The sequence below is a fragment of the Azoarcus sp. KH32C genome, from assembly GCF_000349945.1.
GTDB lineage: Bacteria > Pseudomonadota > Gammaproteobacteria > Burkholderiales > Rhodocyclaceae > Aromatoleum.
Genome location: NC_020516.1, coordinates 3,047,702 through 3,072,630, shown reverse-complemented (window position 1 = coordinate 3,072,630; position 24,929 = coordinate 3,047,702). Strand labels below are relative to the sequence as shown.

Annotated in this window: 24 protein-coding genes; 15 read left to right on the top strand and 9 right to left on the bottom strand. The window is 65.7% G+C overall.

Annotation, left to right across the window (positions count from 1 at the left end):
• Positions 1-2: 2 nt before the first annotated feature.
• The 3 genes from pgl to pgi are packed head-to-tail and all read left to right on the top strand — an operon-like array spanning position 3 to position 3,337.
• Positions 3-743 (top strand): 6-phosphogluconolactonase, encoded by a 741-nt coding sequence (gene pgl / locus AZKH_RS13425; protein ID WP_015436325.1) that lies wholly within the window; start codon positions 3-5, stop codon positions 741-743.
• A 37-nt stretch (positions 744-780) separates the two neighbouring features.
• Positions 781-1,698, top strand: coding sequence for a transcriptional regulator HexR (hexR, locus tag AZKH_RS13420; RefSeq protein ID WP_015436324.1), 918 nt, complete (start codon positions 781-783; stop codon positions 1,696-1,698).
• 1 nt (position 1,699) lies between these two features.
• A complete protein-coding gene (pgi, locus tag AZKH_RS13415) occupies positions 1,700-3,337 on the top strand; it encodes a glucose-6-phosphate isomerase (protein WP_015436323.1) in 1,638 nt (545 codons plus the stop codon).
• A 51-nt stretch (positions 3,338-3,388) separates the two neighbouring features.
• On the opposite strand, the gene AZKH_RS13410 is transcribed toward pgi, so the two are convergent.
• A complete protein-coding gene (locus AZKH_RS13410) occupies positions 3,389-3,553 on the bottom strand; it encodes a hypothetical protein (protein WP_172642443.1) in 165 nt (54 codons plus the stop codon).
• Between the two features lie 170 nt (positions 3,554-3,723).
• On the opposite strand from AZKH_RS13410, the gene AZKH_RS13405 reads away from it, so the two are divergent.
• Positions 3,724-4,002 (top strand): DUF504 domain-containing protein, encoded by a 279-nt coding sequence (locus AZKH_RS13405; RefSeq protein WP_015436321.1) that lies wholly within the window; start codon positions 3,724-3,726, stop codon positions 4,000-4,002.
• Here the strand turns inward: AZKH_RS13405 and AZKH_RS13400 are convergent.
• Positions 3,987-4,205, bottom strand: a complete 219-nt coding sequence (locus AZKH_RS13400) for a hypothetical protein (RefSeq protein ID WP_051071681.1) — start codon at positions 4,203-4,205, stop codon at positions 3,987-3,989. The genes AZKH_RS13405 and AZKH_RS13400 overlap by 16 nt on opposite strands.
• A gap of 179 nt (positions 4,206-4,384) precedes the next feature.
• Between AZKH_RS13400 and AZKH_RS13395 the strand changes: the two genes are divergently transcribed.
• A complete protein-coding gene (locus tag AZKH_RS13395) occupies positions 4,385-4,795 on the top strand; it encodes a cupin domain-containing protein (RefSeq protein WP_015436320.1) in 411 nt (136 codons plus the stop codon).
• Here the strand turns inward: AZKH_RS13395 and AZKH_RS13390 are convergent.
• The 7 genes from AZKH_RS13390 to AZKH_RS13360 form a co-directional block, all read right to left on the bottom strand.
• Positions 4,761-7,448, bottom strand: coding sequence for a cation-transporting P-type ATPase (locus AZKH_RS13390; RefSeq protein WP_015436319.1), 2,688 nt, complete (start codon positions 7,446-7,448; stop codon positions 4,761-4,763). The genes AZKH_RS13395 and AZKH_RS13390 overlap by 35 nt on opposite strands.
• 67 nt (positions 7,449-7,515) lie before the next feature.
• The gene (locus AZKH_RS13385; RefSeq protein WP_015436318.1) at positions 7,516-8,451 is read right to left on the bottom strand and encodes a carbohydrate kinase; all 936 of its coding nucleotides are present in this window, start codon (positions 8,449-8,451) and stop codon (positions 7,516-7,518) included.
• 34 nt (positions 8,452-8,485) lie between these two features.
• Entirely contained in the window at positions 8,486-9,418 is a 933-nt protein-coding gene (locus tag AZKH_RS13380; RefSeq protein ID WP_015436317.1) for an ABC transporter substrate-binding protein, read from the bottom strand.
• 104 nt (positions 9,419-9,522) lie between these two features.
• Complete coding sequence (locus AZKH_RS13375) at positions 9,523-10,539, bottom strand: ribose ABC transporter permease (RefSeq protein ID WP_197538724.1); 1,017 nt, start codon at positions 10,537-10,539, stop codon at positions 9,523-9,525.
• Positions 10,540-10,588: 49 nt separating this feature from the next.
• The gene (locus tag AZKH_RS13370; RefSeq protein ID WP_015436315.1) at positions 10,589-12,136 is read right to left on the bottom strand and encodes a sugar ABC transporter ATP-binding protein; all 1,548 of its coding nucleotides are present in this window, start codon (positions 12,134-12,136) and stop codon (positions 10,589-10,591) included.
• Positions 12,126-13,373: an ROK family transcriptional regulator gene (locus AZKH_RS13365; protein ID WP_015436314.1), complete on the bottom strand. Its 1,248-nt coding sequence runs from the start codon at positions 13,371-13,373 to the stop codon at positions 12,126-12,128. The genes AZKH_RS13370 and AZKH_RS13365 overlap by 11 nt, the downstream gene beginning before the upstream one ends.
• Before the next feature lie 123 nt (positions 13,374-13,496).
• Positions 13,497-14,420 carry a LysR family transcriptional regulator gene (locus AZKH_RS13360; protein ID WP_015436313.1) on the bottom strand — a complete coding sequence of 308 codons (924 nt, stop codon included), beginning with the start codon at positions 14,418-14,420 and terminating at the stop codon, positions 13,497-13,499.
• Positions 14,421-14,585: 165 nt separating this feature from the next.
• On the opposite strand from AZKH_RS13360, the gene AZKH_RS13355 reads away from it, so the two are divergent.
• The 10 genes from AZKH_RS13355 (at position 14,586) to AZKH_RS13310 (ending at position 24,860) form a co-directional block, all read left to right on the top strand.
• Complete coding sequence (locus AZKH_RS13355; protein WP_041657308.1) at positions 14,586-15,716, top strand: alkene reductase; 1,131 nt, start codon at positions 14,586-14,588, stop codon at positions 15,714-15,716.
• 95 nt (positions 15,717-15,811) lie between these two features.
• Complete coding sequence (locus tag AZKH_RS13350; RefSeq protein WP_015436311.1) at positions 15,812-16,543, top strand: serine protease; 732 nt, start codon at positions 15,812-15,814, stop codon at positions 16,541-16,543.
• Between the two features lie 74 nt (positions 16,544-16,617).
• Positions 16,618-17,706 (top strand): diguanylate cyclase, encoded by a 1,089-nt coding sequence (locus tag AZKH_RS13345; RefSeq protein ID WP_015436310.1) that lies wholly within the window; start codon positions 16,618-16,620, stop codon positions 17,704-17,706.
• A 194-nt stretch (positions 17,707-17,900) separates the two neighbouring features.
• Entirely contained in the window at positions 17,901-18,380 is a 480-nt protein-coding gene (locus tag AZKH_RS13340; RefSeq protein ID WP_015436309.1) for a phasin family protein, read from the top strand.
• A gap of 392 nt (positions 18,381-18,772) precedes the next feature.
• The gene (locus AZKH_RS13335; protein WP_015436308.1) at positions 18,773-19,735 is read left to right on the top strand and encodes an MBL fold metallo-hydrolase; all 963 of its coding nucleotides are present in this window, start codon (positions 18,773-18,775) and stop codon (positions 19,733-19,735) included.
• A 158-nt stretch (positions 19,736-19,893) separates the two neighbouring features.
• Positions 19,894-21,561, top strand: a complete 1,668-nt coding sequence (locus tag AZKH_RS13330) for an FAD-dependent oxidoreductase (protein WP_015436307.1) — start codon at positions 19,894-19,896, stop codon at positions 21,559-21,561.
• An 11-nt stretch (positions 21,562-21,572) separates the two neighbouring features.
• Positions 21,573-21,797 carry a DUF2783 domain-containing protein gene (locus AZKH_RS13325; RefSeq protein ID WP_041656172.1) on the top strand — a complete coding sequence of 75 codons (225 nt, stop codon included), beginning with the start codon at positions 21,573-21,575 and terminating at the stop codon, positions 21,795-21,797.
• A 20-nt stretch (positions 21,798-21,817) separates the two neighbouring features.
• A complete protein-coding gene (locus AZKH_RS13320; RefSeq protein WP_015436305.1) occupies positions 21,818-22,363 on the top strand; it encodes a VOC family protein in 546 nt (181 codons plus the stop codon).
• Complete coding sequence (locus AZKH_RS13315) at positions 22,360-23,370, top strand: fumarylacetoacetate hydrolase family protein (RefSeq protein WP_015436304.1); 1,011 nt, start codon at positions 22,360-22,362, stop codon at positions 23,368-23,370. The genes AZKH_RS13320 and AZKH_RS13315 overlap by 4 nt, the downstream gene beginning before the upstream one ends.
• Positions 23,371-23,480: 110 nt before the next feature.
• Entirely contained in the window at positions 23,481-24,860 is a 1,380-nt protein-coding gene (locus tag AZKH_RS13310; protein WP_015436303.1) for an MFS transporter, read from the top strand.
• Positions 24,861-24,929: the final 69 nt, after the last annotated feature.

Sequence of the window (24,929 nt, the reverse complement as noted above, 5' to 3'; positions counted from 1 at the left end):
TCATGACGACGATGGTGGCCACCATGGAACTGCAACTGCCGCGCCACATCCGGCAGAACGTGTTCGACGACAACGCCACGATGGCCGCGGCGCTCGCCGACCGAGTCGCGGCGATGCTGCGCCATGCGATCGGGCGGCGGGGCGAAGCAAGTCTCGTCGTGTCGGGCGGGCGCAGCCCGCTGCCGTTTCTGCGCTCCCTCGGCCAGCGCAAGCTCGACTGGTCGCGGGTGACGGTGACCCTGGCCGACGAACGCTGGGTGCCGGCGGATCATCCGGACAGCAATGCGGGCTTGATTCAGGCGAACCTGTTGCGCGGGCCGGCCGCCGAGGCGCGCTTCGTTCCGCTCTATGGCGGTGAAGAGACGCCCGCCGCGGGTCTCGTCGCCTGCGCCGAACGCCTCCGCGACTTGCCGCGACCGATCGACGTTGTCGTCCTGGGCATGGGCGAAGATGGTCATTTCGCGTCGCTCTTCCCAGGCATCGACGGGCTCCAAGAGCTGCTTTCCCCGGGAGCGCCGTTGCTCGCCGCAACGACCCCGCCCGCGGCGCCGCATGCGCGCATCAGCTTGACGCTGCCGGCCTTGCTCGACGCCCGCAACGTCATCGTGCAGATCAACGGGCCACGCAAGGCGGCGGTGATCGAGCAGGCCGCGGAGCGGGACGATCACTTGCTGCAACCGATTGCAGCACTTCTGAGACAAAATGCGGCCCCGACGCAGGTATTCTTCAGCCCCGCCGAGTGACGAGCCGCCACGGACACCGGAGACAAAGGTTACGGACATGGACGACCTACCGATCAATACCCCGCCCGAGCACGGCTCGGGCGATGCCGACCTCCGCCAGACGAGTGCGCTGCTCGGACGCATCGAGGCGAGCATTGGCGACCTGCGCAAGTCCGAACGCGCCGTCGCGGAATTCGTGCTCGGGCGCCCGAACGAAGTGCTCAACATCTCGATCGCCGAACTCGCCTATCGCGTCGGCGTCAGCCAGCCCACGGTCGCGCGCTTCGTCAATGCGCTGGGGTTCACCGGCTTCAAGGACTTCAAGCTGCGCCTCGCGCAGAGCCTCGCGAGCGGTGTGCCTTATGTACACCGCGACGTCGGTCCCGACGACACGCTCGACGAAGTCGCACCCAAGGTCTTCAATCGCACGATCGGGGCGCTGATCAGCGTGCGCAATCAGCTCGACGCGGTGCGGCTGGAACGCGCCGTCGAGCTGATTACTCGTGCCGGACGCATGGAATTTTATGGTGTCGGCAATTCTGGTATCGTCGCGACCGATGCGCAGCACAAGTTCTTCCGGTTCGGGATTCCATCGGTCGCCTACGCCGATCCGCACACGCAAGGCATGGCCGCGACGCTGCTCGAGGAGGGCGACGTGGTCGTAGCCATCTCCGCAAGCGGCCGGACCCCGGAACTCATTCGAGCCTGCGAACTCGCGCGCGATGCCGGCGCAGGGGTGATCGCGATCACAGCCAGCGGCTCGCCACTGTCGCGCGTCGCCAACGTCGTGCTCGCGGCCGACGTACCGGAGGATCCGGACGTCTATGCGCCGATGACCTCGCGCATCGCGCATCTCGCGATCATCGACGTGCTCTCCGTGAGCGTCGCGCTCGCGAGCGGCCCCGAACTCATCAAGCGGCTCGAACGCACCAAGCAAACCCTGCGCGACAAGCGCATCCGCGGTTTCGAAAACTGACATGAGCAATCTGACGAATTCTCCCGCCTGGCTGGCTTTGGCTGCGCATCGCGACGAAGTCGGCAACCGACACATGCGCGAACTTTTCGCGGCCGACGCCGAGCGCTTCGAACGCTTCTCGCTGCGCGCATCCGGACTATTCCTCGACTACTCGAAGAACCGTATCGACGCGCGCACGATGGACCTGCTGATCGGCCTTGCGCGCGAACGCGGGCTCGAATCCGCCCGCGCCGCGATGTTCGCCGGACGCCGCATCAATACGACCGAAGACCGCGCGGTCCTGCACGTTGCCTTGCGCGACCGCAGCGCAGCCCCGATCGAAGTCGACGGCCAGGACGTGATGCCTGCCGTGCGCGAGGTGCTCGAGCGCATGGGCACGTTCGCCGAGGCGGTGCGCAGCGGCGAGTGGCGCGGTTACACGAAAGAATCGATCACCGACGTCGTCAATATCGGCATCGGCGGCTCCGACCTTGGGCCAGCGATGGCTTGCCAGGCGCTTGCCGCCTGCGGGCACGAGCGGCTGACGATGCATTTCGTGTCGAACATCGACGGCGATCATTTGGCGGGCGTGCTGGCGAAGGTCGATCCGCGCCGGACGCTCTTCATCGTCGCATCGAAAACCTTCACGACGATCGAGACGATGACCAACGCGGCGACTGCTCGCGCGTGGTTCCTCGCGAGCGGCGCGGCGGAGGCCGATGTCGCGAAGCATTTCGTCGCCGTCTCGACCAATGCCGAGCGCGTCGCCGCCTTCGGCATCGACACGGCGAACATGTTCGGCTTCTGGGACTGGGTCGGCGGTCGTTACTCGATGTGGTCGGCGGTCGGCCTGCCGATCGCGATCTACGTCGGCCGCGACAACTTCAATGCGCTGCTCGACGGCGCCCACGCGATGGATTGCCATTTCGTCGAAGCCCCGCTCGACGCGAACATGCCGGTCGTCCTCGGCCTGCTCGGCGTCTGGTACCGCAGCTTCTTCGATTCGTCAAGCATCTCGATCGCGCCCTACGCCCAAGCCCTCGCGCGTCTGCCGGCCTACCTGCAGCAACTCGAGATGGAGAGCAACGGCAAGTCGGTCACGCGTGACGGCAAGCCGGTCGAAACGGCGACCTGCCCGGTGATCTGGGGCGAGCCCGGCACCAATGGCCAGCACGCCTTCTTCCAGCTGCTGCACCAGGGCACGGACCTGATCCCGGTCGACTTCATCGCGCCCCTCGCTGCGAGCCATAAGCTCGCTGATCACCATCGCCTGCTGCTCGCCAACTGCATCGCGCAGAGCAAGGCGCTGATGGTGGGCAAGACGGCCGACGAAGTCCGTACGGAACTGTCAGCGGGCGGACTTTCAGGCGAGGCGCTCGAAGCCTTGGTGCCGCATCGTGTCTTCCCGGGTAACCGCCCGAGCAACACGTTGCTGCTGCCCGACCTGTCGCCGCGCTCGCTGGGCGCGCTAATCGCGCTCTATGAGCACAAAGTCTTCGTTCAGAGCGTGATCTGGGGCATCAACGCCTTCGACCAGTGGGGCGTCGAACTCGGCAAGCAGATCGCGAGCCGCATCGCCGCCGAACTGGCAGGCGATCAGACGAGCGCGCACGACGCTTCGACGCTCGGCCTGATCGCTGCCGCGCGCACCGCTGCCTGAAGACCCATCCGGATTGCCCCGCCCCGGTTCGCGGCGGCGGGGCTTTGCCGTTTACGGCCCGTAGCGATAGTCCGGGTAGCCGTAGCGATGGTGACGGTCGTCCCAATCGCGGTGCCTGTACCAGGACGGGTCATCCCGGTAGTGGTATCCGGCCGGCACGACCACGCACCCGGTGAGCAGCGCGGCGGCCAGCATTCCAATGATCAAGCGAGTCATGATCGTCTCCGTTTCCTTGGTCATGCTTGTTCGACCCCTTGCACCTCAGCTCATTGGTCGCAACTTGTAAGCCGATGTTCAGGCATGCGGTCATGCGCCGTCTCGAGCCCACGCGCGGCGCTAACGTCTGTTGTCCGCGGAGGTCGAAGCGGCAGGGGTAGAGGCCGACGATGACACCCATTCACGAACTTCTCAGTCGCATTCGCTGGGATCCCGGCTTCGGGCGCGGCAAGATCGTCATCGGTTACTACGACCGCGTGGCCGACCGCATCATCCGGGTCCCGCTCAACCAAGTCTCTTTCGAACCGGGCGACCGGTTCTCCTGCCTGATCGCGGACGAAGAGGGCTTTGCCCATCGCGTTCCGCTCCATCGCATCCGCGAAGTCAGCAGGAACGGAAGACTGATCTGGCAACGCCCGGCTGGGCCCGGACCTCAGTCACGACCGTAGCCGCGGTAGCGGTGACGCCACGGACGGTGTCCGTCGCCGTAGTAGTAATAACCGCCGCCCCAGACGGAGTAGGGGGTGTAGTAGTAAGGGGCCGGACCACCGTAGTAAGGGCCAGGATCGCTGTAGTAGTCATAGCCCGCCGGGGCCACGACGCAGCCGCTGAGCGCGATGGCGATGAGCAAACCCCAGAAGTAGCGACGCATGATTGGCCTCCTGTGTGGTCAACCAGTCAACGTTTTCGCGACGTCTGCCGTGCACGCCTTTTTGTGCAGGATTGTAAGTGGCGCCCGCCTCGAACCCGGAACGCCGGGCGCACAGGGAAATCTGGCCAGCCTCGCCTATATTCTGAGAAGCCGGGAGGCACATAGAGGAGGGCGCGATCATGGTGGCGACTTCGAAGCACGGCAGCGTAGTCCAGGGCGCGGAGAGCTATGTCAGCAAGCAAGGGTCCGTCTACGCGCCCGGAATCAGCGCCGAGACGGTCGGCTCGGAAGTGGTGTTCCTCGGTATCGTCACGCTCCCGCCGGAAGGCCGGACGCGGGCGCACCTACACCGCTACCACGAGTCCGCCTTCTACCTGATGAGCGGCGAAGAGGTCGAGTTGTGCACGGGCGATCGGCTCGAACACCGCGAGATTGCGCGCCCGGGCGACTTCCTCTTCATCCCGGCCAATGTGCCCCATGTCGCCGTCAATCGTGGCAAGACGCCGGCTGTGTTCGTCGGTGTGCGCAACGAACCGACCGCGCAGGAAAGCGTGGTCATGCTTCCGGAGCTCGACGAACTGGTGCCTTAGGCCGGCTTGCTCGCCTTCGGAACCACCATTTCCGGGCTTCCTCGGCGATGCCGAGTAGCATCGCGAAGGGCAACATGTACAGCCAGACATCGACGCCGAGCGGCGCGGTGCCGAAGAGCCGATTGCCCCACGGCGTATAGACGATCGCCAGCAGCAGGGTGATTTCGAGTGCAAGCCCCGAAAGCAGCAGGCGGTTGCCGCGGAGCGGAAAATGCCAGGCGGGGAGCTGCGCGTGCCGGCAGACGAACACGTTGACCATTTGCGTCAGCACGATCGCCGCGAGGCAGGCCGTCGTCGCCGCGAGGTAGTTGGTATCGGCCGGCGACAGGACCCCGGCGTCGGGCCGCGTGTCCTCAAGCACGTAGAAGAATGCCGCCATTGCCGCGAAGGCTTCGAGGGGGCCGAGAAACAGGTAAGCCCGCGCGAGGAGCCCCGGCGACAGCAATCGTTCGTCCCTCGCGCGCGGCATTCGCTTCATCGTATCGGGCTGGGGCTTTTCCGCGCCGAGCGCCAGGGCGGGGAGCATGTCAGTACCGAGGTCCACCGCGAGTATCTGGATCACCGTAAGGGGCAGGGGAACCCGGAACAGCACGAAGGCCAGATACGGAACGATCTCCGGAATGTTCGAGGTCAGGATGTAGGTCAGAAACTTGCGGATGTTTTCGTACACCGCGCGGCCTTCTTCGATCGCGCTGACGATGGTCGCGAAATGATCGTCGAGCAGGACGATGTCGGCGGCCTCGCGGGCCACATCGGTGCCCGAGAGTCCCATCGCGATGCCGATATCGGCGGCCTTCAGGGCCGGCGCATCATTCACGCCGTCACCGGTCACCGCCACCACCTCGCCCTTGCGCTTCAGCGCCTTTACGACGAGCATTTTCTGTTCCGCAGTGACGCGCGCAAAGATGATTTCGGGCGCGTCGAGGGCGAGCTGCAACTGCGCGGGCGGCATCGTGCGGACCTGTTCGCCGAGCAGGACCACGGGCGCATCGAGTCCTGCGATGCCCACCTCACGCGCAATGGCCAGCGCAGTGCGGGGGTGATCCCCAGTGACCATCACGACCTTGACCCCGGCGCCCCTGCAGCGCATGACGGCTTCATGGACATCGGGCCGCGGCGGGTCTTCGAGTCCGACGAGGCCGCACAGCCGGAGCTCCTCTTCTGCCGCCGGCTGCCCGTCGGAGAGCGGACGCCATGCGAGGGCGAGCACGCGCAACCCGCGGTCGGCCATGTTTTCGTGCGCCTGCCGGAAGCGTTCGCGCGCCACGTCGTCCAGCTCCCGCCCGGCTCCGCGGTCGAACCAGGACGTGCATAGCGGGAGGATCGTCTCGGGAGCCCCTTTGCACCAGAGGTTTCGGCGTCCCTCGCTGTCGCGCGTCTCGACCGACATACGCTTTCGCTCCACGTCGAAGGGGATCTCGCCGATCCGTTCCTCGTCGGGTCCGTTGCCGGCGAATTGCCACAAGGCGACTTCCATCGAATCGCCGCGCGGTCCGTCCGGCAGGAATTTCAGGCTGTGGCAATGCCGCGCCACCGACCGCAGTTCGATATCCGCCTGCGTGGGCCAGCGCCGCGCCGTGAGGGCGTGACGGCCCCCTACGAAATACTCCCGGACACTCATCCGGTTTTGCGTGAGCGTGCCGGTCTTGTCGGTGAGGACCACCGTCGCGCTTCCCAGCGTTTCGACTGCCGGGAGATGGCGCACCAGGGCGTTCCGCTTCGCCATGCGCTGCGTCGCGAGCGCCAGCGAAAGAGTCACCGTCGGCAGCAGTCCCTCCGGCACATTGGCGACGATGATGCCGATCCCGAACATGAAGCTCGCCCAGAAAGGCATTCCGCTCATCTGTCCGGCGAAGAAGAAGAGCGCGCCGAGGGCGAGCGCGAGAAAGGCCACGAGCCGCGACACGCGCCGGATCTCGCTCTGCAAGGGCGACTCCTCGTCGCCGAGCGCCTGCGTCAGGTGCGCGATGCGGCCGAACTCGGTGTCCATCCCCGTGGCATGAACGATGGCGCGGCATTCGCCCGAGACGATGAGGGTGCCGGCGAGCAAGAGGTTATGCGCGGCCAGCGCGTCGTCGCCGGCATCGGCCTTCTCGTTGCGGGCCTTTGGAAACGATTCTCCGGTGAGCGTCGCCAGGTCGACCCGCAGCCCCCAGGCCTCGATGATCCGGCAGTCCGCCGGAACCCTCGCGCCCTCGGCGAGAAGGATGACGTCGCCGGGCACCAGTTCCTGTGCCGGCACCGGAACCGGACTGCCGTCCCGGATCGCATCGACCTCGCAGGGCAGCAACCGCCCGAGCGCGGCGAGCGCGCGTTCGGCCCGATACGACTGCCAGAAGGCGAACAGGCCGTTGATGATGATGACGCCGACGATCGCGAAACCGAGCTTCATCATGCCCTGTCCGGGGCTGAAGCGCTCGGCGGCAAGGGCAAGTCCGGCGGCGACCCACAGGACGAGGGCGAAGAAATGGGTGAACTCGCGCATGAGCCCCAGCCACGGCGGCGTGCGGGGCGCGGCCTCGATGCGGTTCGGACCGAATTCGCTCAGCCGCCGAGCGGCCTCCGCGGCCGCAAGGCCGTCCCGGGTGCTGCGAAGCGTTTCGATTGCAGCAGCGGCACTTTGACGCGAGATTTCGATGCCGGCCTTCGTCATCGTGCGTCAAGCCTGTCTATGCCATGATGTTACGGTAGGTGCTGCTCCCGATTAATGCAATGGTCGTCTAGCAGGCGTTGCCGAGTTCCGCCCGTCGCGGCATGTCCGCTCCCCGCCGCGAACAGGTGATTGCCGCGGCGCGTGCAGCGAAGTCGAGGAGGCGGGTGAGGGCGTCGGCATCCATCGCGGCGAGCGCCGCGGGCTCGAGCCGGTCGGTTTCGGCGAGATGGGACAGCATCGCGGCCTGGAAGGTGTCGCCGGCGCCTACGGTATCGACGGCAGTGATCCGCGGCGCCCGCACGTCCGTGCGCCCGATCGCGTTCCACGCGCTGGCCCCGTCCGCGCCGCGCGTGACGACGATGAGCTTCGCCCCGGCGGCGAGCCACCGTGCTGCGAGCGCCGCCTCGTCAATCTCGCCGTATAGCAGGTGCAGGTCCTCGTCGCTGATCTTCACGAGATGCGCGAGGCCTGCCAGCGTGTCGGCCCGTTCGTGCCAGCGCTCCAGCGAGGGCTCGACGTTGAGCCGCACGTTCGGATCGTAGGCGATCAGCCGGCGGTCGCGCTCGCGTCGCAGCAAGGTCTCGAGCGCGCTCGCGACGGGCTCCACCGCCGTCGCATAGGAGCCGACGTGGATCGCGCGGACGTCGTCGTCCAGCTCGGGCAGTTGCGCCGCCGACAGCAGCCGGTCGGCGGCGCCGTTGCCGTAGAAGGCGTAGTGCGGCACGCCGGCCGCGTCGAGCTCGATCATGCCGAGCGTGGTCGGCGCGTCGAAGCGCGGGCAGGGCCGCGTATCCACCCCCTCGCGGGCGAGCGTCCGGACGAGCCGGTCGCCCAGCATGTCCTTCGCGATTCCGCTCAGGAACGCGACCCGCTGTCCGAGGCGCGCGAGCCCGATGGCGACGTTGAAGGGCGAGCCGCCGGGGCGCGCGTCCAGATGCAGGGCGTTGTCGGTCTCGGAACCGATGAAGACGTCGAACAGAGCTTCGCCGCAAACGAGGAACATGATGGGGAACCGTGGAGGAGGTGGATGGGAGGCGTTAGCGGGGCGAGGACCAGCCCTTGTAGCCGGACACGTTGTCGCGCGTGACGAGCGTCGAGGGGATCAGCACCATCGGGTTCGCGGGCTTCTTGCCGTTGAGCACGTCGTTGCCGATCACCACCGCCTGCTGCGCCATCGCCCACGGATCCTGGCTCGCCGAGGCTTCGACCTGGGTGTCGGACTTGAGGGCGTTCTCGATGTCGGGCGCGCCATCGACGGACGTGATCACGATGCCCTTGCGCTTCAACTGGCGCGCGGCGAGGTCGGTGCCGATCGCCTGCGGGTCGTTGATCGTGAAGACGGCGTCGAGCTTCGGGAAGCGCGTCAGGTGGCCGAGCATCACGTTCATGCCGCCTTCGCGCGAGCCCTTGCCGTCCTGGTCGTCGGAGAGGACTTTGATGCCGGGTGTGGCGGCGAACACGCCCTTGCAGCCCTTCACGCGATCGACGACGGCCGACACCTGCGGCCCGTTCTGGATGATTACGTTACCCTGGCCGTTCAGGCGCTTGACGATGTGCTCGCACGCGATCTTCCCCGCCTGCACGTTGTCGGTCTGCACCGTCGCATCCGCACCGGCGGCGGCGACATCGACTGCGATCACCGCGATGCCGGCCTTCTGCGCCTTGCGCACTGCCGGCTCGATCGCCTTGGCGTCGGCTGCGTTGAGCAGGATGAGGTCAACGCCCGCGGAGATAAAGTTGTCGATCTGCGTGAATTGCTTGTTGAGATCGTAATCGGCCGACGCGGTGATGACCTTCGCGTTCGGGTTCAGCTCCTTGACCTTCGCTTCCGCGCCCTTGGCGATCGTGACGAAGAAGGGGTTGCCGAGCGAGCCGACGGTGACGCCGACGGACTTGATTTCGCGTGCCTGGCTGGCGCCGGTGACGAGGGCCAGCGCGATGCCGGCGACGAGTGCCTTGCGGTGGAACATGGAATGTCTCCTGAATCCGGCCTTGTGTCTGGCCGCGCCCCGGGGCCGGAATCCGGGGGCGGCTTGATGAATGCGTTGGGGTTGGGGGAGGCCGAGCTGCGGTCTCAGGTGCGGGCGCCGCTCTGGCGGTAGCGATCGAGCGCGACGGCGCCGATGATCACGAGACCCTTGATGATGTATTGCCAGATGTCCGAGACGCCGAGCAGCACCAAGCCGTTGGTCAGAACCGCGATGATCAGCGCACCGATCAACGTACCGACGATCGAACCGACACCGCCGACGAAGCTCGTGCCGCCGAGAATCACCGCGGCGATCGCGTCGAGCTCGTAGGACTGGCCGAGCTGCAGCCCGTTCGCCGCGAGCAGGCGCGCCGAGGTCATCACCGCGCCGAGACCAGCGAGCAGGCCCGACATCGCATAGACGAAGAGCAGCACTTTCCAGACCTTGATGCCGGACAGGCGCGCCGCTTCAGGATTGCTGCCGACCGAGTAGACGTGCAGTCCCAGCACCGTGCGGCGCAGGATGAACCATGATGCGGCGATCACCGCAGCGGCGATCCACACCAGCCAGGGCACGCCGAGCAGGTTGTCGTTGCCGATGAAGGCGAAGGGCAGGTCGGGGTTGAAGACGGTCTGGTCGTTGCCGATCAGCCGTGCGATGCCGCGGACCGCAGTCAGCGCGCCGAGCGTGACGATGAAGGGCGGGAGCTTCGCGAAGGCGACGAGACTGCCGTTGAGCAGACCGAACGCGAGCCCCGCGCCAAGCCCGGCGAGGATGCCGAGCACGCCGCCGCCAGGTATCGTGGAGGTCATTACCGCGAGCACCGCGGCGACGGCGAGCACCGAGCCGACCGACAGATCGATGCCGGCGGTCAGGATCACGAAGGTCATGCCCGCGGCGAGCACGATGTTGATCGATGCCTGCTGCGCGATGATGGAGATGTTCTGCGCGGTGAGGAAGCCCTCGGCGAGCATCCCGAATCCCACGGCCAGCAGGATCAGGACCGGCAGCATGCCGACGGCGCGCATCAGGGACTGAAAGCGCTCGCGCGGCGTCGATTGAACGGCGGCTCGCGGCGAACCGGCGAGGGAGCTGGGGGTTGAGGCGGGGGCGTTGCTCATTGTCTTCTCCATGGGTGTCATTCCTGCTCTTTCTTGTGGAGGATGCCGTTCAGGCGGCCTGCGGCAGGGTCTGGGGGCTGGCCCCGGTGGCCAACTCGATGATGGCTTCCTGGGTAATCGGGGCGCCGGAATAGCCGCCCAGCTCGCCGACGAGTTCGCCTTCGCGCATCACGAGCACGCGGTCAGCGGTGCCGACGATTTCCGGCAGTTCGCTCGAAATCACGATCACGCCGACGCCGCGGTTGGCGAGATCGTTGATGATCCGGTAGATCTCGGACTTGGCGCCGATGTCGACACCACGCGTCGGCTCGTCGAGGATCAGCACGCGGGGCTTGATCTCCAGCAGGCGCGAGAGCAGCACCTTTTGCTGGTTGCCACCGGACAGCGCGCCGACGTTCACGCGTGCGTTCGGCACCCGGATCGCGAGATCGCGGATCGCGGCCTTCGCCCGCTCGCGCGCCTTCGCCAGGTTCAGCATGCCGCCGGGGCGGGCGTCGTCCGAGCAGGCGCACACATTGATGTTGTCGCGCACGCTCATGTCGAGGAAGAGGCCGCGGCCCTTGCGGTCTTCAGTCAGATACACGACACCCGCGCGGATCGCGTCGAGCGGCGTCTTCAGCCGAACCGGGATGCCATCGACGACGAGCTCGCCGCCGGTCCGCTCGTCGGCGCCGAAGATCAGGCGCGCAAGTTCGGTGCGTCCGGCTCCGACGAGACCGGCGATGCCCAGCACTTCGCCCGCATGCAGGTCGAAGCTGCAGCCGCGCACGCGCCGGTCGTCGCGCATGTTGCGCACCGACATCACCACGGCACCGGGTTCGTAGGCCTTGTGGTCCTTCTTGTAGAAGCCCGAGAGATCGCGTCCGACCATCATCTGGACGAGCGAATCCGCCGACAGCTCGCTACGGTCGAGTGTGCCGACATAGGTGCCGTCGCGCAGCACCGACACGCAGTCCGACAGCTCGTAGATCTCCGCCATGCGGTGGCTCACATAGACGATCGCAAGGCCGTCGGCACGCAGTTGGCGGATCAGGTCGAAGAGCTTGTCGGTTTCGCGCGAGGACAGCGGCGTCGTCGGCTCGTCCATCACAAGGATGCGGGCGTTTGCGTGGATCGCGCGGGCGATCTCGACGAGCTGGCGCTCCGCGATCGACAGGTCGGCGACGAGCGTGCGCGGGCCGAAGGTGGCGCCGAGCCGGGTCAGGATGTCGGCGCATCCGGCTTCCATCGCGTGGCGGTCGATGCGGCCGCTGGTGCGCAATTCGCGACCGAGGTAGATATTTTCGGCTACCGTCAGGCTCGCGCATAGCGTGAGTTCCTGGTAGATCACCGCGACCCCCAGCGCCTTCGCTGCCAGAGGACCGTCGATCACGACCGGCTCTCCGTCGATGCGGATCTCGCCGCCGTCGTCGGCCTGGTAGGCGCCCGAAAGAATCTTCATCAGCGTCGATTTGCCGGCGCCGTTTTCGCCCATCAGCGAATGGACCTCGCCGGGATAAAGCGTCAGCGACACGTCGCGTAGCGCACGCACGCCGGGAAAGGTCTTCGAGATGCCGCGCATTTCGAGCACGGGGCGGCGGGTGGAATCATTCGCCATCGCGCATTTCCTCCGTCGATTTGGCGCCGCTGCCGAGAAGTTCGGCACGCGGCGAGAAGCTGAAGAACATGGGCAGGCTCGCGGCGCCGATCGCACCCGCATCCGAGCCGAAGGAGCCGCGGACCAGTTCCGGCACGCCACGCGCTTCGGGTGCGGTGTCGGCCAGAGCCTGCGCGAGCCGGCGCCGCAGCAGATCGACGAGACCCGCATCGACGTCGGCGTCGAACACGACGACCGGCACGTCCAGAATGCACAGCGCGGAACGCACGGCCGGCGCCAGCGCATCGATGCAGTCTTCGACCCATTCCTCGACGGCCGGGTGGTGGGCGCGGATGTGGCGTTCCAGATCCGCGTGGCAATTCACTTCGGCGCCCGAATGGCGCAAATGCCGACCTAATGCACTGAGCGAGGCGCGCGACAACAGCAGGTCCCACTTGCCTTTTGGCGCCTGCGCGGACGGCAGGCGGCTCGGCGGGACGGGCATCACGGCGATGTCGCCCGCGTTTCCGGTCACGCCGCGCAGACAGTCCCCATTGAGGGCGACGCCGCAGCCGATGACCGGGCCCATGAAGACATAGATGAAATCGTCGAACTCGCGGCCACAGCCATAGAAGAGTTCCGCGATCGCAGCCGCGTTGCCGTCGTTTTCGCTGAAAACCGGCAGGCCGGCCGCCTCGCCGAGCTCGAAGGCGAAGTCGACGTCGTCCCACGCGCGGAAGTCCGGGTTCTGCAGATTCAGCTCGCGCAGCCACGCACCGAGGTTGAACGGTTGCGCCACGCCGATCCCGGCCAGGCGCTCGCGCTCGTCAGGCGTGATCGCCTTCAGCACTTCCTCGATGTCCTCGAGCACCAGCTTCAGCGTCTCGTCCGGCGAGGGCAGCGTGCCTTCATGTACACGGCGAGCCAGGATCTGGCCGCCGAAATCCAGCAGCGCCGTCTCGATCGAGTCGCGGTCGAGACGCACGCCGATGCCGAAGGCGCCCTTCGGGTTGAGGTCGATCAGTGTCGCCGGCTGGCCGCGCTGTCCTTCCGTGCGGCGGCCCGTATAGACGATCAGCTCGCTCTCTTCGAGGGACTGGATGATGCCGCCGATTGCGGTGCTGGTGAGGTGGGTGCGGCGCGCGAGGTCGGCCTTCGAGGCCTCCCCGGAACGGCGCAATACCTGCAACAGCAGGCGTTCGTTGTAGCGCCGCAGCCGCACGGAGTTGCGGCCGCGCCCGATTTGGGCAGTTGCCATGCTCGTCTCCTCGCTGTCCCGCTCATTGACGGGGCTTATTAATAAATCAAGTTGGTTTATTTAATATCGCGAGAAGAAAGATGTCAAGAACGATTTGGTTGAAGGGCGTCGGCGGCTCGTGCTTTAGGCCGAGGCACCAAGCATTTGCGCGATGTCGGGGTCCCGGCTGAACGCGTCGGCGAAGAAATCGACGAAGCAGTTGATCTTCAGCGATGGCCGGCGGGCGGGCTGGAATACGACGTTCAAGGGCAAAGAGGGCGGCCGGAAGTCCGTCATGACGCGCATGACGCGACCGGCACGAATGTCGTCACCGAAGACCCACAGCGGCGAGTATGAGACGCCCAAGCCCGCACACACCGCCTCGCGGATGGCCTCCGAGCTGTTCGACTGGAAATTGCCGTCGACGCGAACGCTGTGTGGCTTGTCCTCGGCGTCGAGGTAGATCCATTCGTTCATCGTGGCGAGGCCTGTGTAGATCAAACAGTTATGCCGCGGCAGATCGTCGGGCTGCCGGGGCTCGCCGTATCGCTCGATGTAGGCGGGCGAGGCCAGCGTCGCGCGATGGGCCCGGCCGATGCGGCGGGCGACGAGTCGGCTGTCCTTCAATTCGCCGACGCGGAATGCGAGATCGGCGCCGGCGACGACGAGATCGACGAAGCTGTCGTCGAGTTGCAGGTCGACCTTGAGCCGGGGATAACGCTCATAGAACGCAGGCAAGCGAGGCACGATATGCAGGCGGCCGAAGGCCGCGGGAGCAGCGACGCGGAGGACGCCGGAGATTTCGCGCTCGGCGCGATGGACCTCGAGCCGCGCCTCCTCGAGCGTGTCGAGCACCTGCTTGCAGCGCTCGTAGTAAAGCTGGCCGGCCTCGGTCAGTGAATGACTGCGCGTCGAGCGGGTCAGCAGCGGCACGCCGACGAGCGCTTCGAGCGCCTGCACCTGCTTGCTGATCGCCGACTGCGTGGTGCGCGCCTCGCGGGCGACGGCCGAGAAGTTGCCGGTCTCGACGACCCGTACGAAGGTTTCCATCAAACGCAGCCGGTCCATCGTCGCTCCATCAATTCCTGGCAGGAATAAATACTATCACCTGACGGAGCTACTCAGCCTGATCAGGAATAATCATAATCCGCCTCAATGCGACCGACATCAATCGGACACCCGAACGAGTCGGCCGAGCTTTTCGATCAACTCGTGACCAAGGAGTCCGACGACATGAACGCTCCCTTGCCCCACGCCGTCAGCGGCGTCGACAACCTCAAGCTCTTCCAACCCGCCCGAATCGGCGACATCGAAGTCGCGAATCGTATCGTGATGGCCCCCCTGACCCGGAGCCGCGCCGACGAAGCGAAGGGCGACCTTCCGGGCAGCCCGATGAATGTCGAGTACTATCGCCAGCGCAGCAACGCCGGCCTGATCATCAGCGAGGGCACGCAGGTCTCCCCGATCGGCAAGGGCTATATGGCCACGCCCGGCATCTACTCCGACGCGCAGGTCGAAGGCTGGAAGCCGATCACACAAGCCGTCCATGAAGCGGGTTCGAAGATCGTTGCCCAGATCTGGCACGTGGGCCGCATCACGCACCCGGACCTCACCGGCGGCGTCCAACCGGTTGCCCCGTCGGCGGTCAAGCCCAACGTGTTTGCCTACACGCATAACGGCAAGGTCGAGGTGCCCCAGCCGCGCGCGCTGAGCATCGAGGAGATCGCCGAAGTCGTTCAGCAATTCCGCCGGGCCGCGGCCAACGCGATCCGGGCCGGCTTCGATGGCGTGGAGATCCACGGCGCCAACGGCTATCTCGTCGATCAGTTCCTGCGCGACGGCGCGAACAAGCGCACCGACCAGTACGGAGGCTCGATCGAGAACCGTGCGCGCTTCGCCCTCGAAGTGATCGATGCGGTTGTCGCGGAGATTGGCGCCGGCCGCGTCGGCATTCGCCTGTCGCCGGTCACGCCGGCGAACGATCTGTCCGACAGCAACCCGCAGGCTGTCTTCGGCCACCTGATCGAAGAACTGAACAAGCGCGGCATCGCCTTCATCCACTTCGTCGAGGGCGCAACCGGCGGTCCGCGTGACGTCCCGGGTTTCGACTTCGCGTGGGCGCGCAAGACCTTCAAGGGCAGCTACATCGCGAACAACGGCTACGATCGCGAAATGGCAATCGAGGCGGTGGAGTCGGGCAGGGCGGACGCCGTCGCATTCGGTCGCCTCTTCATCGCGAATCCGGACCTCGTCCAGCGCCTGATTCACAACGCGGCGTTGAACACGCCGAACCCGAAAACCTTCTACACTCCGGGACCTGTCGGCTACACCGACTATCCCCTCCGGGATACGGTGTCGGCATAAGGTCCCGGCACAAGGTTTGCTGGGCGAAAGGTCGGACCTCGAAAGAAGTTCTGCGGCTCGAGGTCCGCATTTCCGCTTACTGAAGAGCCCGGCGAATGATCGAATCCCTTCTCCTGACGAGCGTGCGCATCGTAACCTTCGATGGGCAGCGGCAGCTGACCAACGCGAGCGGATTCTTCTTCGCCGTCGATCAGAAGCTGTTTCTGGTCACCAGCAGGCATGTGCTGTACGACAAGTCCTCGGGGCACTGTCCCGATCGTATCGAGCTGGAACTGCATACCAATCCGGACAACCTGGCCGAATCGACCGGTTTTTCGGTCCCCTTGTTCCGCGACGGCCGCAGCCTGTGGCGTCAGGGCTGCGATGCGGCGGGCAGCATCGACGTCGCGGTGATCGAAATGGAGCGCGGCGCGCTGCCGGACAAGATGGCCTACCGCGCATTCACTCCTGCTCATCTGCCGGGACGGCTCGACTCCGTCGAGATCGGCGCCTCGTTGCTGGTGGTGGGTTTCCCGCTCGGGTTTCACGACACGCTGCATCACATGCCGGTCGTGCGCCAGGCCGTCGTGGCGTCGTCGTTCGGGCTGCGGTTTCAGGGCGAGGGCTATTTCCTCACGGACGCGCGCACCCACCGGGGCACCAGCGGCGCACCCGTGGTCATGCGTGTCGCCAATCCGCCCGCAGCCTACGACGATCTGCCCTGGATGCTGCTCGGAGTGCATTCGGCGCGGCTCGACGTCGGTGGCCGTGACATCAATCTCGACGAGGCCTTGGGACTGAACTGTGCTTGGTACTCGGATATTCTGCTAACGTTGACAGGATCATAAGGGCCCGACTGTGCGGCACTCGAGCGCATTTCCGTCGCTCGAAATCGTCAGGGCTCTTACCAGGGGAAACTGTCATGGCCAAACGGCCTGCGGAAGACTTCTCGGTGCTGCGACGCCTGCTCGCCCTGGCTCGCGATTTCCTGCAAGCATCCGACCTGTCGAACGTCCTTGAAATGGCGGGGCAGGCCGTTTCGGAACTTCTCCACTCCGACGGTAGCCTCTTGCTTGTACTGGATGGCAAGGAGGAGTACGTCAGTGAGTTCGGCAATCGGAAAGGCTTCGGCCCCGTGCCGGACAGGTCCGAGCTGCTGAAACACGCGCGAAGGGCGATCACCGATCGCACGCCGATCTTGCTTCCCGAGGTAGCGCCGAACTCAGGTCTGCGCGACGGCGACCTGCCTTCTTTCGGCATCGCGAGCCTCATTGCCTACCCGTTTCCGCCCGGAAAACCTCTGGGGGCGCTGGTGTCGGTCTGGTATCGACAGGGGCACCGCAAGGAGCTTGCACAACTGATCCCCATCTTGCGCCTGCTCGGCGAGATCACGGGCGCGGCCCTCGGCAATGTCGGCTTCAGGCAATCTCTCGAAGATCGGATCGTTGCCAAGACCGAGGAGCTCGCTGAAGCTGAGCGTATGCATGCCGTCGAATTGGTGCGCCGCGACTCCATCGAGGAGGACATTCACAGGCTGGCGGTCACGGACGTGATGACCGGCCTGCTGAATCGACGCGGCTTCTTCCTGCACGCCGAACGCAGCATCAAACTCGCCCGCCGTCAGCAGGTGCAGAGCGCCCTGATTTTCATCGACATCGACAGACTGAAGACCGTCAACGACGCGCATGGCCATGATGTGGGCGACGATCTGATCAAGGACACGGGCCAAATTCTGCAGCATTGTTTTCGCGACGCGGACGTCGTTGCCCGCATCGGCGGCGATGAATTCGCGGTATTCACGATCGATACCGCGCAAGCGGATGTGCTGCGCACGCGCATTCAGGAAGGCCGCGCCGACTTCGTCGCGCGGGGCGATCGTGCCTACCCGATCTCGTTCAGCATCGGAATCGTCCAGTGCGATCCGATGTGTGACTTGAGCTTGACCGAGTATCTCCGGCAGGCCGACCAGCTGATGTACGAACAGAAGCGAAAACACATCCCGGCCCAGTAGTTCCGGAGCTTCCGCACCACGTCCGACGTTACAAAGTAATGATGGACTGATGGTCGCAAAGGGCCATACTCGATCAGGTCGGTAGTCCCGCCGCTGGCACCCGCCACGCGGAGCCCATACCACACAGCACGATCCCGGACAGATATTTGTCCTGGATTCCTTGCCGTGCACGACGCTCAATCAAAGGAACAGCAATGTCCTCCACGTCCCACAGCAATGCGCAAAGACGCGGCAACCTGCAGGGTATCGACACCTTCCTGGCATTGTCCGAGGTTTATCTGGACTGCATCGAGCACCTCGCCGAGAGCACCATTGCGGTTTATCGCGCCGCGATTGAAGAGGGGGTAGGCGCAATGAGAGCCACCGCGGTCCGTAGCGGCGCGCCCGACCCCGCGGCCGTCCCCGCTGCGCTGGGGCAATCCTTGCTCGAAAAGGCACTTGCCTATACCCGCGACAGCTACGAAACCGTGACGAATGCGCAACTCGAGTCGGCGCAGATCCTCGGACGGCAGTTCGCGACGCCCGCGATCTACATGCCGCTCTCCAATGAGTTGAAAGGCACATTCGACATGTTTACACGGCGGTTCCGCGATTTCTCCATGACGGCCGAAGGGGCCGTCGCCGAAGCGGCCAACAGGGCTGGAGCGTCTTCGCGCTTGAACAAGACGGCGTGATCGCATGACGGGTGCTCCCGGTCCCCCTCGGGGATCGAGAGGCACCCGAAGTTTCGTCGAAACCCGCCGCAAGGGGCGGGGGCGAGTTGCCGCCTCCTCGCACTCGCCGCGCCACACCCTTGCTTGACGCCAAGCGTCAACGCCGCCGCGCGTCTCCTCTACATACCCGCATCGCCCGCCTCTCGTGCGGGCGTTTGCATTTACGCGTACCCACGTCAGGGCCAGGTCTTTCCCATCGCAGAACGCGCGCGATCCAGCCGCCACGTCCTTTGGCGAGGGTGGTGTTGCGTCGTTTCTAGCTTCACAAAATTAGATATCCGCAAATCGGTTGACGATAGACAAATTGCAGTCTAGGATTTGCACATCCACCCACCAAACAGAGACCACAAAACATGAGCGCAAAAAAATTCGCCTCCCAAGCCGACCTCGAAGAAAAGAAGATCAGCTGGGACAAGCTGTCCGATAACGCCTACGCCTACACCGCCGAGGGCGACCCGAACACCGGCGTGATCATCGGCGACGACTCGGTGATGATCATCGACGCCACCGCCACCCCGGTCGCCGCGCAGGGCGTGATTGCGAAGGTGCGCGAGATCACCGACAAGCCGATCAAGTACGTCGTGCTGACGCACTACCACGCCGTGCGCGTGCTCGGCGCTTCGGGCTACACGGACGAAGGTCTGCAGCAGATCATCGCGAGCCAGGACACCTGGGACCTGATCGTCGAGCGCGGCCAGCAGGACATGGATTCCGAGATTGGCCGCTTCCCGCGGCTCTTCGAGGCCGTCGAGAGCGTCCCCGGCCTGACCTGGCCGACGATGACTTTCCAGGGCGAAATGACGCTGTGGATGGGCAAGCTCGAAGTGAAGATCAAGCAGGTCGGCCGCGGCCACACGAAGGGCGACACCATCGTCTATCTCCCCTCGCAGAACATCTGCTTCTCGGGCGACCTCGTCGAAGCCGACGCCGCCTGTTACACCGGCGACGCGTATCTCGCCGACTGGCCGCAGACGCTCGACAACCTCGCCGCAATGAAATTCGACAAGCTCGTGCCGGGCCGCGGCCCGGCGCTGATCGGGCGCGAAGCGGTCGACGCCGGCCTCGGCTACACCCGCGATTTCGTGTCGACGCTGTACCGCAGCGCCCAGGAGGCGGTCGGGCAGGGCATGGACCTGAAGGCGACGATGGCGCACACCCGCAAGAACATGGATCCGAAGTTCGGCAAGGTCTTCATCTACGAGCACTGCCTGCCGTTCGACGTGACGCGCGCGCACGACGAGGCGAGCGGCATCCGTGACCCGCGCATCTGGACCGCCGAGCGCGACCAGCAGATGTGGCACTCGCTGCAGGAATGACCCTGCCGGAGCCGTCCGTGCGCTGACGGCTCCGTTCCCCGATTTACTGGCTGAGCAATCAGCCGATCAGAGTCGCGCCCCTCGTGGGCGCCGGACTCCGGGCCGACGCACGCCAAGAGGCTGGCCCGGAATCGTGAAAATAAACGGAGGAGACACCCGTGCTGAGCACGTTCCAATACCCGAAGTTCGAGTACGTCCGCCCGCCCGAGATCGCTGAAGGGCGAGAGGGGCATTACCCCGTCGTGATCGTCGGCGCCGGCCCGGTCGGCCTGACTGCCGCGATCGATCTCGCCCTGCAGGGACAGCGCGTGCTGCTGCTCGACAATGACGACACAGTGTCGATCGGCTCACGCGGCGTGTGCTACGCCAAGCGGACCCTCGAAGTGCTCGACCGCCTCGGCTGCGCCGAAGAAATGGTGCAGAAGGGTGTGTCGTGGAACGTCGGCCGCACCTTCTTCCGCGAGGAGGAAGTGTTCAACTTCAACCTGTGTCCGGAGCCGGACCACCACCGGCCGGGCATGATCAACCTGCAGCAGTACTACCTCGAAGACGACCTGATCAAGCGTGCGCGTCAGCTGCCGAACCTCGAGATCCGCTTCAAGAACACGGTGATCGGCGTGACGCCGGCCGACGACCACGCGACGCTGCGCGTCGAGACCTCGGACGGCGCCTACACGGTGCGTGCCGACTGGCTGATCGTCGCGGACGGCGCCCGCAGCCCGATCCGCACGATGCTGGGCCTCGACATCGACGGCAAGATCTTCATGGACCGCTTCCTGATCGCCGACGTGGTGATGAAGGCGGATTTTCCGACGGAGCGCTGGTTCTGGTTCGATCCGCCGTTCCACCGCAACCAGTCGGTGTTGTTGCATCGCCAGGCGGACAACGTGTTCCGCATCGACTTCCAACTTGGCTGGAACGTCGATCCCGAGGAAGAGAAGAAGCCTGAGAACGTGATCCCGCGCATCAAGGCAATGCTAGGGGACGACCGCGAATTCGAGCTGGAGTGGGTCAGCGTCTACACCTTCCAGTGCCGCCGCATGAACAGCTTCAACCACGGCCGCGTGCTCTTCGTCGGCGACTCGGCGCACCAGGTCTCGCCCTTCGGCGCCCGCGGCGCGAACTCGGGCATCCAGGACACGGACAACCTCGTCTGGAAGCTGAAGCTGGTGATGGACGGCAAGGCGCCCACGACGCTGCTCGACACCTACTCGGAAGAGCGCTGCTACGCCGCCGACGAGAACCTCATGAACTCGACCCGCTCGACGGACTTCATCACGCCGAAGAGTGCTGTCAGCAAGACCTTCCGCAATGCGGTGCTGGGCCTCGCCGAGCAATTCTCGTTCGCCCGCGCGCTGGTCAACTCCGGCCGGCTCTCGGTGCCGAGCTTCCTCGCCGATTCGCGCCTCAACACGGCCGATGGCGATGTCTTCGGCGGCAACATGATCCCGGGCGCGCCGCTCGACGACGCCCCGATCCAGACCTGCGACGGCACGCAGTGGCTACTCGGCGCGGTCGGCAACCGCTTCCAGTTGCTGCACTACATCCCCGACGCGGGCGCCCTCGATGCTGCGACCGCGCAGGCGTTGCGCAGTCTGATCGACGCGCCGATTCCGGTCGAGGCGGTGGTCGTCGCCGAGCGCGGCACCGCGCCCGCCGGACTCAAGACGCTGATCGACGCGAAGGGCCGCGTGCGCGAACGCTACGACCTGCGCGAAGGCACGAGCTACCTCGTGCGTCCCGACCAGCACGTCGCCGCCCGCTGGCGCGCGCTGGATGTCGCCAAAGTGCGTGCCGCCGTCGCGCGCGCCACCTGCAACGCCTGATGGAGACCGCTATGGCACTCAACACGCAACCGAACCTGTTTGAGCCCGGCAAGCGCCACTTCCGCGCCTTCTCGCCCGGCGACGATTTCTACGAGGCGCTGATCGAGACGCACCGCGAACTCACGGACGAGCAGAGCGCGATGGTGAACGCGCGCCTGATCCTGCTGCTCGCGAACCACGTCGGCGACCTCTCGGTGCTGCGCGAAGCGATGCAGATCGCGCGCGATGGCGTCTGACAACGAACTCGGAGACTGAAATGCTTATCCAGAAAATCCACCACGTGGCCTACCGCTGCCACGACGCGCTGGCGACCGCCCGCTGGTACGAAAAACATCTCGGCATGAAGCTGGTGCTGTCGATCGCCGAAGACGCCGTGCCCTCGACCGGCGAAGCCGATCCGTATATGCACATCTTCCTCGATGCCGGCATGGGCAACGTGCTCGCGTTCTTCGAGCTGCCGACCCGCCCGGCGATGGGCCGCGACGAGAACACCCCGGTCTGGACGCAACACCTTGCACTGCAGGTCGAGTCGATGGACGTCCTGCTGGCCGCCAAGGCGCGCCTCGAATCGGAAGGTATCGACGTGATCGGGCCCACCGACCACGCGCTCTTCCAGTCGATCTACTTTTTCGACCCGAATGGCCATCGGCTGGAGCTCGCCGCCAACACCGCCTCGCCGAAAATGCTCGAGGCGCTCGACGAGGTGAAGTGGGCGATGCTGGAAGAGTGGGCGGTGACGAAGAAGGCGCCCAAGCACGCGGCCTGGATGCACGACGGCAGCTACAAGGAGATGTTCAAGTGAAACTCGCGACCTTGAAGCAAGGCGGACGCGACGGCACGCTCGTCGTCGTCAGCCGCGACCTGACGCGCTGCCGCGCCGTCCCCGCGATCGCCCGCACGCTGCAGGCCGCGCTCGACAACTGGTCGGACTGCGAGGCGCAACTGCGCCAGGTGTATGAGGCGCTCAACAGCGGCGCAGTCGATTCGCAGCCTTTCGACGAAGCCGCCTGCCACTCGCCATTGCCGCGCGCCTACCAGTGGGCGGACGGTTCGGCCTACCTCAACCACGTCGAGCTCGTGCGCAAGGCGCGCAATTCCGAAGTGCCGGAAAGCTTCTACACCGACCCGCTGATGTACCAGGGTGGCTCGGACAGCTTCATCGGCCCGCGCGACAAGGTCGTCGCGGACGAAAGCTGGGGCATCGACTTCGAAGCCGAAGTCACGGTCGTGACCGGCGACGTGCCCATGGGCGCGACGCCAGATCAGGCCGCGAAGGCGATTCGCCTCGTGATGCTGGTGAACGACGTCTCGCTGCGCGGCCTGATCCCGAACGAGCTCGCGAAGGGATTCGGCTTCTTCCAGTCGAAGCCGGCTTCCGCCTTCAGCCCGGTCGCCGTGACGCCGGACGAACTCGGCGACGCGTGGCGTGACGCCAAGGTGCATCTGCCGCTCGTCGTCCATCTCAACGACGGCCTCTTCGGCAAGCCGAACGCCGGCGTCGACATGAGCTTCAATTTCGGACAGCTCGTTGCGCATGTCGCGAAGACGCGCGAACTCGAAGCGGGCTCGATCATCGGTTCGGGCACGGTTTCGAACAAGGCGGGTGACCTGTGGGGATCGTCGATCGAGCACGGCGGCGTCGGCTACTGCTGCCTCGCGGAAGTGCGCACCTGGGAGACCCTCGAGCAGGGCAAGCCCGAGACCCCCTTCATGCGCGACGGCGATACGGTGCGCATCGAGATGTTCGACGCGGCCGGGCACAGCATTTTCGGCCGCATCGAAAACACGGTCGCGAAGCTCGCCGCTTAGTTAACAGTCCCGGCAACACAAGGCTTTTCGCTCCCAAGCCCCGCACAGAACGGGGCAGGGCGGGCTCGTCGCGCCTCGCGCGACACCAAAACTTCAACGGAGACACCAACATGCTGCAAGCCTCAACGAAGGCGGGCGCCGTCGACATTGGCGGAGTCCTCGATCACGGCCCCTTCACCGCGATGCAGAAGATCGTCGTCATGCTATCGGCATTCGCGATCATCATGGACGGGTTTGACGGGCAACTGATCGGGTTCGCGATCCCGATGATCATCAAGGAGTGGGGCATCACCCGGACCGCCTTCGCCCCGGCCGTCGCCGCAGGGCTGGTGGGGATGGCGATCGGCAGTGCCTGTGCGGGCCTCGTCGCCGACCGCATCGGCCGCCGCCTTGTGCTCGCCACGAGCGTCTTCCTCTTCGGTGCTGCGACCTGCGCGATCGGCTTTGCTCCGGACGTGACCACGATCGCCGTGCTGCGTTTGATCGCCGGTCTTGGCATTGGCGGCGCGCTGCCGAGCGCCTCGACGATGACGGCCGAGTTCACCCCGGCCCACCGCCGCACGCTGGCCGTCACGGCGACCATCGTCTGCTATCCGTTGGGCGGCATGCTTGCGGGGCTCTTCGCGAGCTCGATCCTCCCCGTACTCGGCTGGCGTGGCCTCTTCTGGATCGGCGGCGCGCTGCCCATCGCATACAGCCTGCTGCTCCTCGCGAAGCTCCCCGAGTCGCCGCGCTACCTCGCCCGCAAGGCCGAGCGCTGGGCGGAGCTGCGCACGCTCCTCGCCCGCATGGCGCGCCCGACCAATGCCGACACGGCCTTTGCGGATGCCACCGAGCAAGCCGCCGAACAGCGCGCCGGTTTCGGTTCGCTCTTCGAGCCGGCCCGCGTCCGTGACACGCTCGCGATCTGGGGCGGCTTCTTCATGGTGATGCTTGCGACCTACAGCGCCTTCAGCTGGCTGCCGACGATGCTCGCCGCCGAAGGCCTGCCGGTGACGCTCGCAAGCTCGGGTCTGACCGCCTACAACCTCGGCGGCGTGGTCGGGGCACTCGGCTGCGCGCTGGCAATCGGCCGCTTCGGCTCGCGCGTCGCACTGATCGTGTGCTGCATCGGCGCGGCGACGAGTGCCTTCCTGCTGAAGGGCGTGAATATCGCCGACAACACCAACATGCTGATGATCGGCCTCGGCATCCACGGCATGTTCGTCAATGCGGTGCAAGCGCCGATGTACGCGTTGTGCGCCTATGTCTATCCGACGCTGGTCCGCGCGACGGGGACGGCCTCGGCCTTGTCCTTCGGCCGCCTCGGCGCCATCCTCAGTTCCTTCGCCGGCGCGGCAGTGATCACGTCCGGCGGGGCTTCGGCCTACCTGTCGATGCTCGGCTTCGCGATGCTGTTCGCGCTCGTCGCCCTCGGCCTCGTCAAGCGCCATATCCCCGGCAAGAAGCGGGAAGAGGTGGCACCGGTCGCCTCGCGCCGCTACGCGTGATGCTGCAGGGATAGAATAGAACGATAAGAAACCGGACCGGGCACCGCCCCGGTCCCCCCACGAGACACT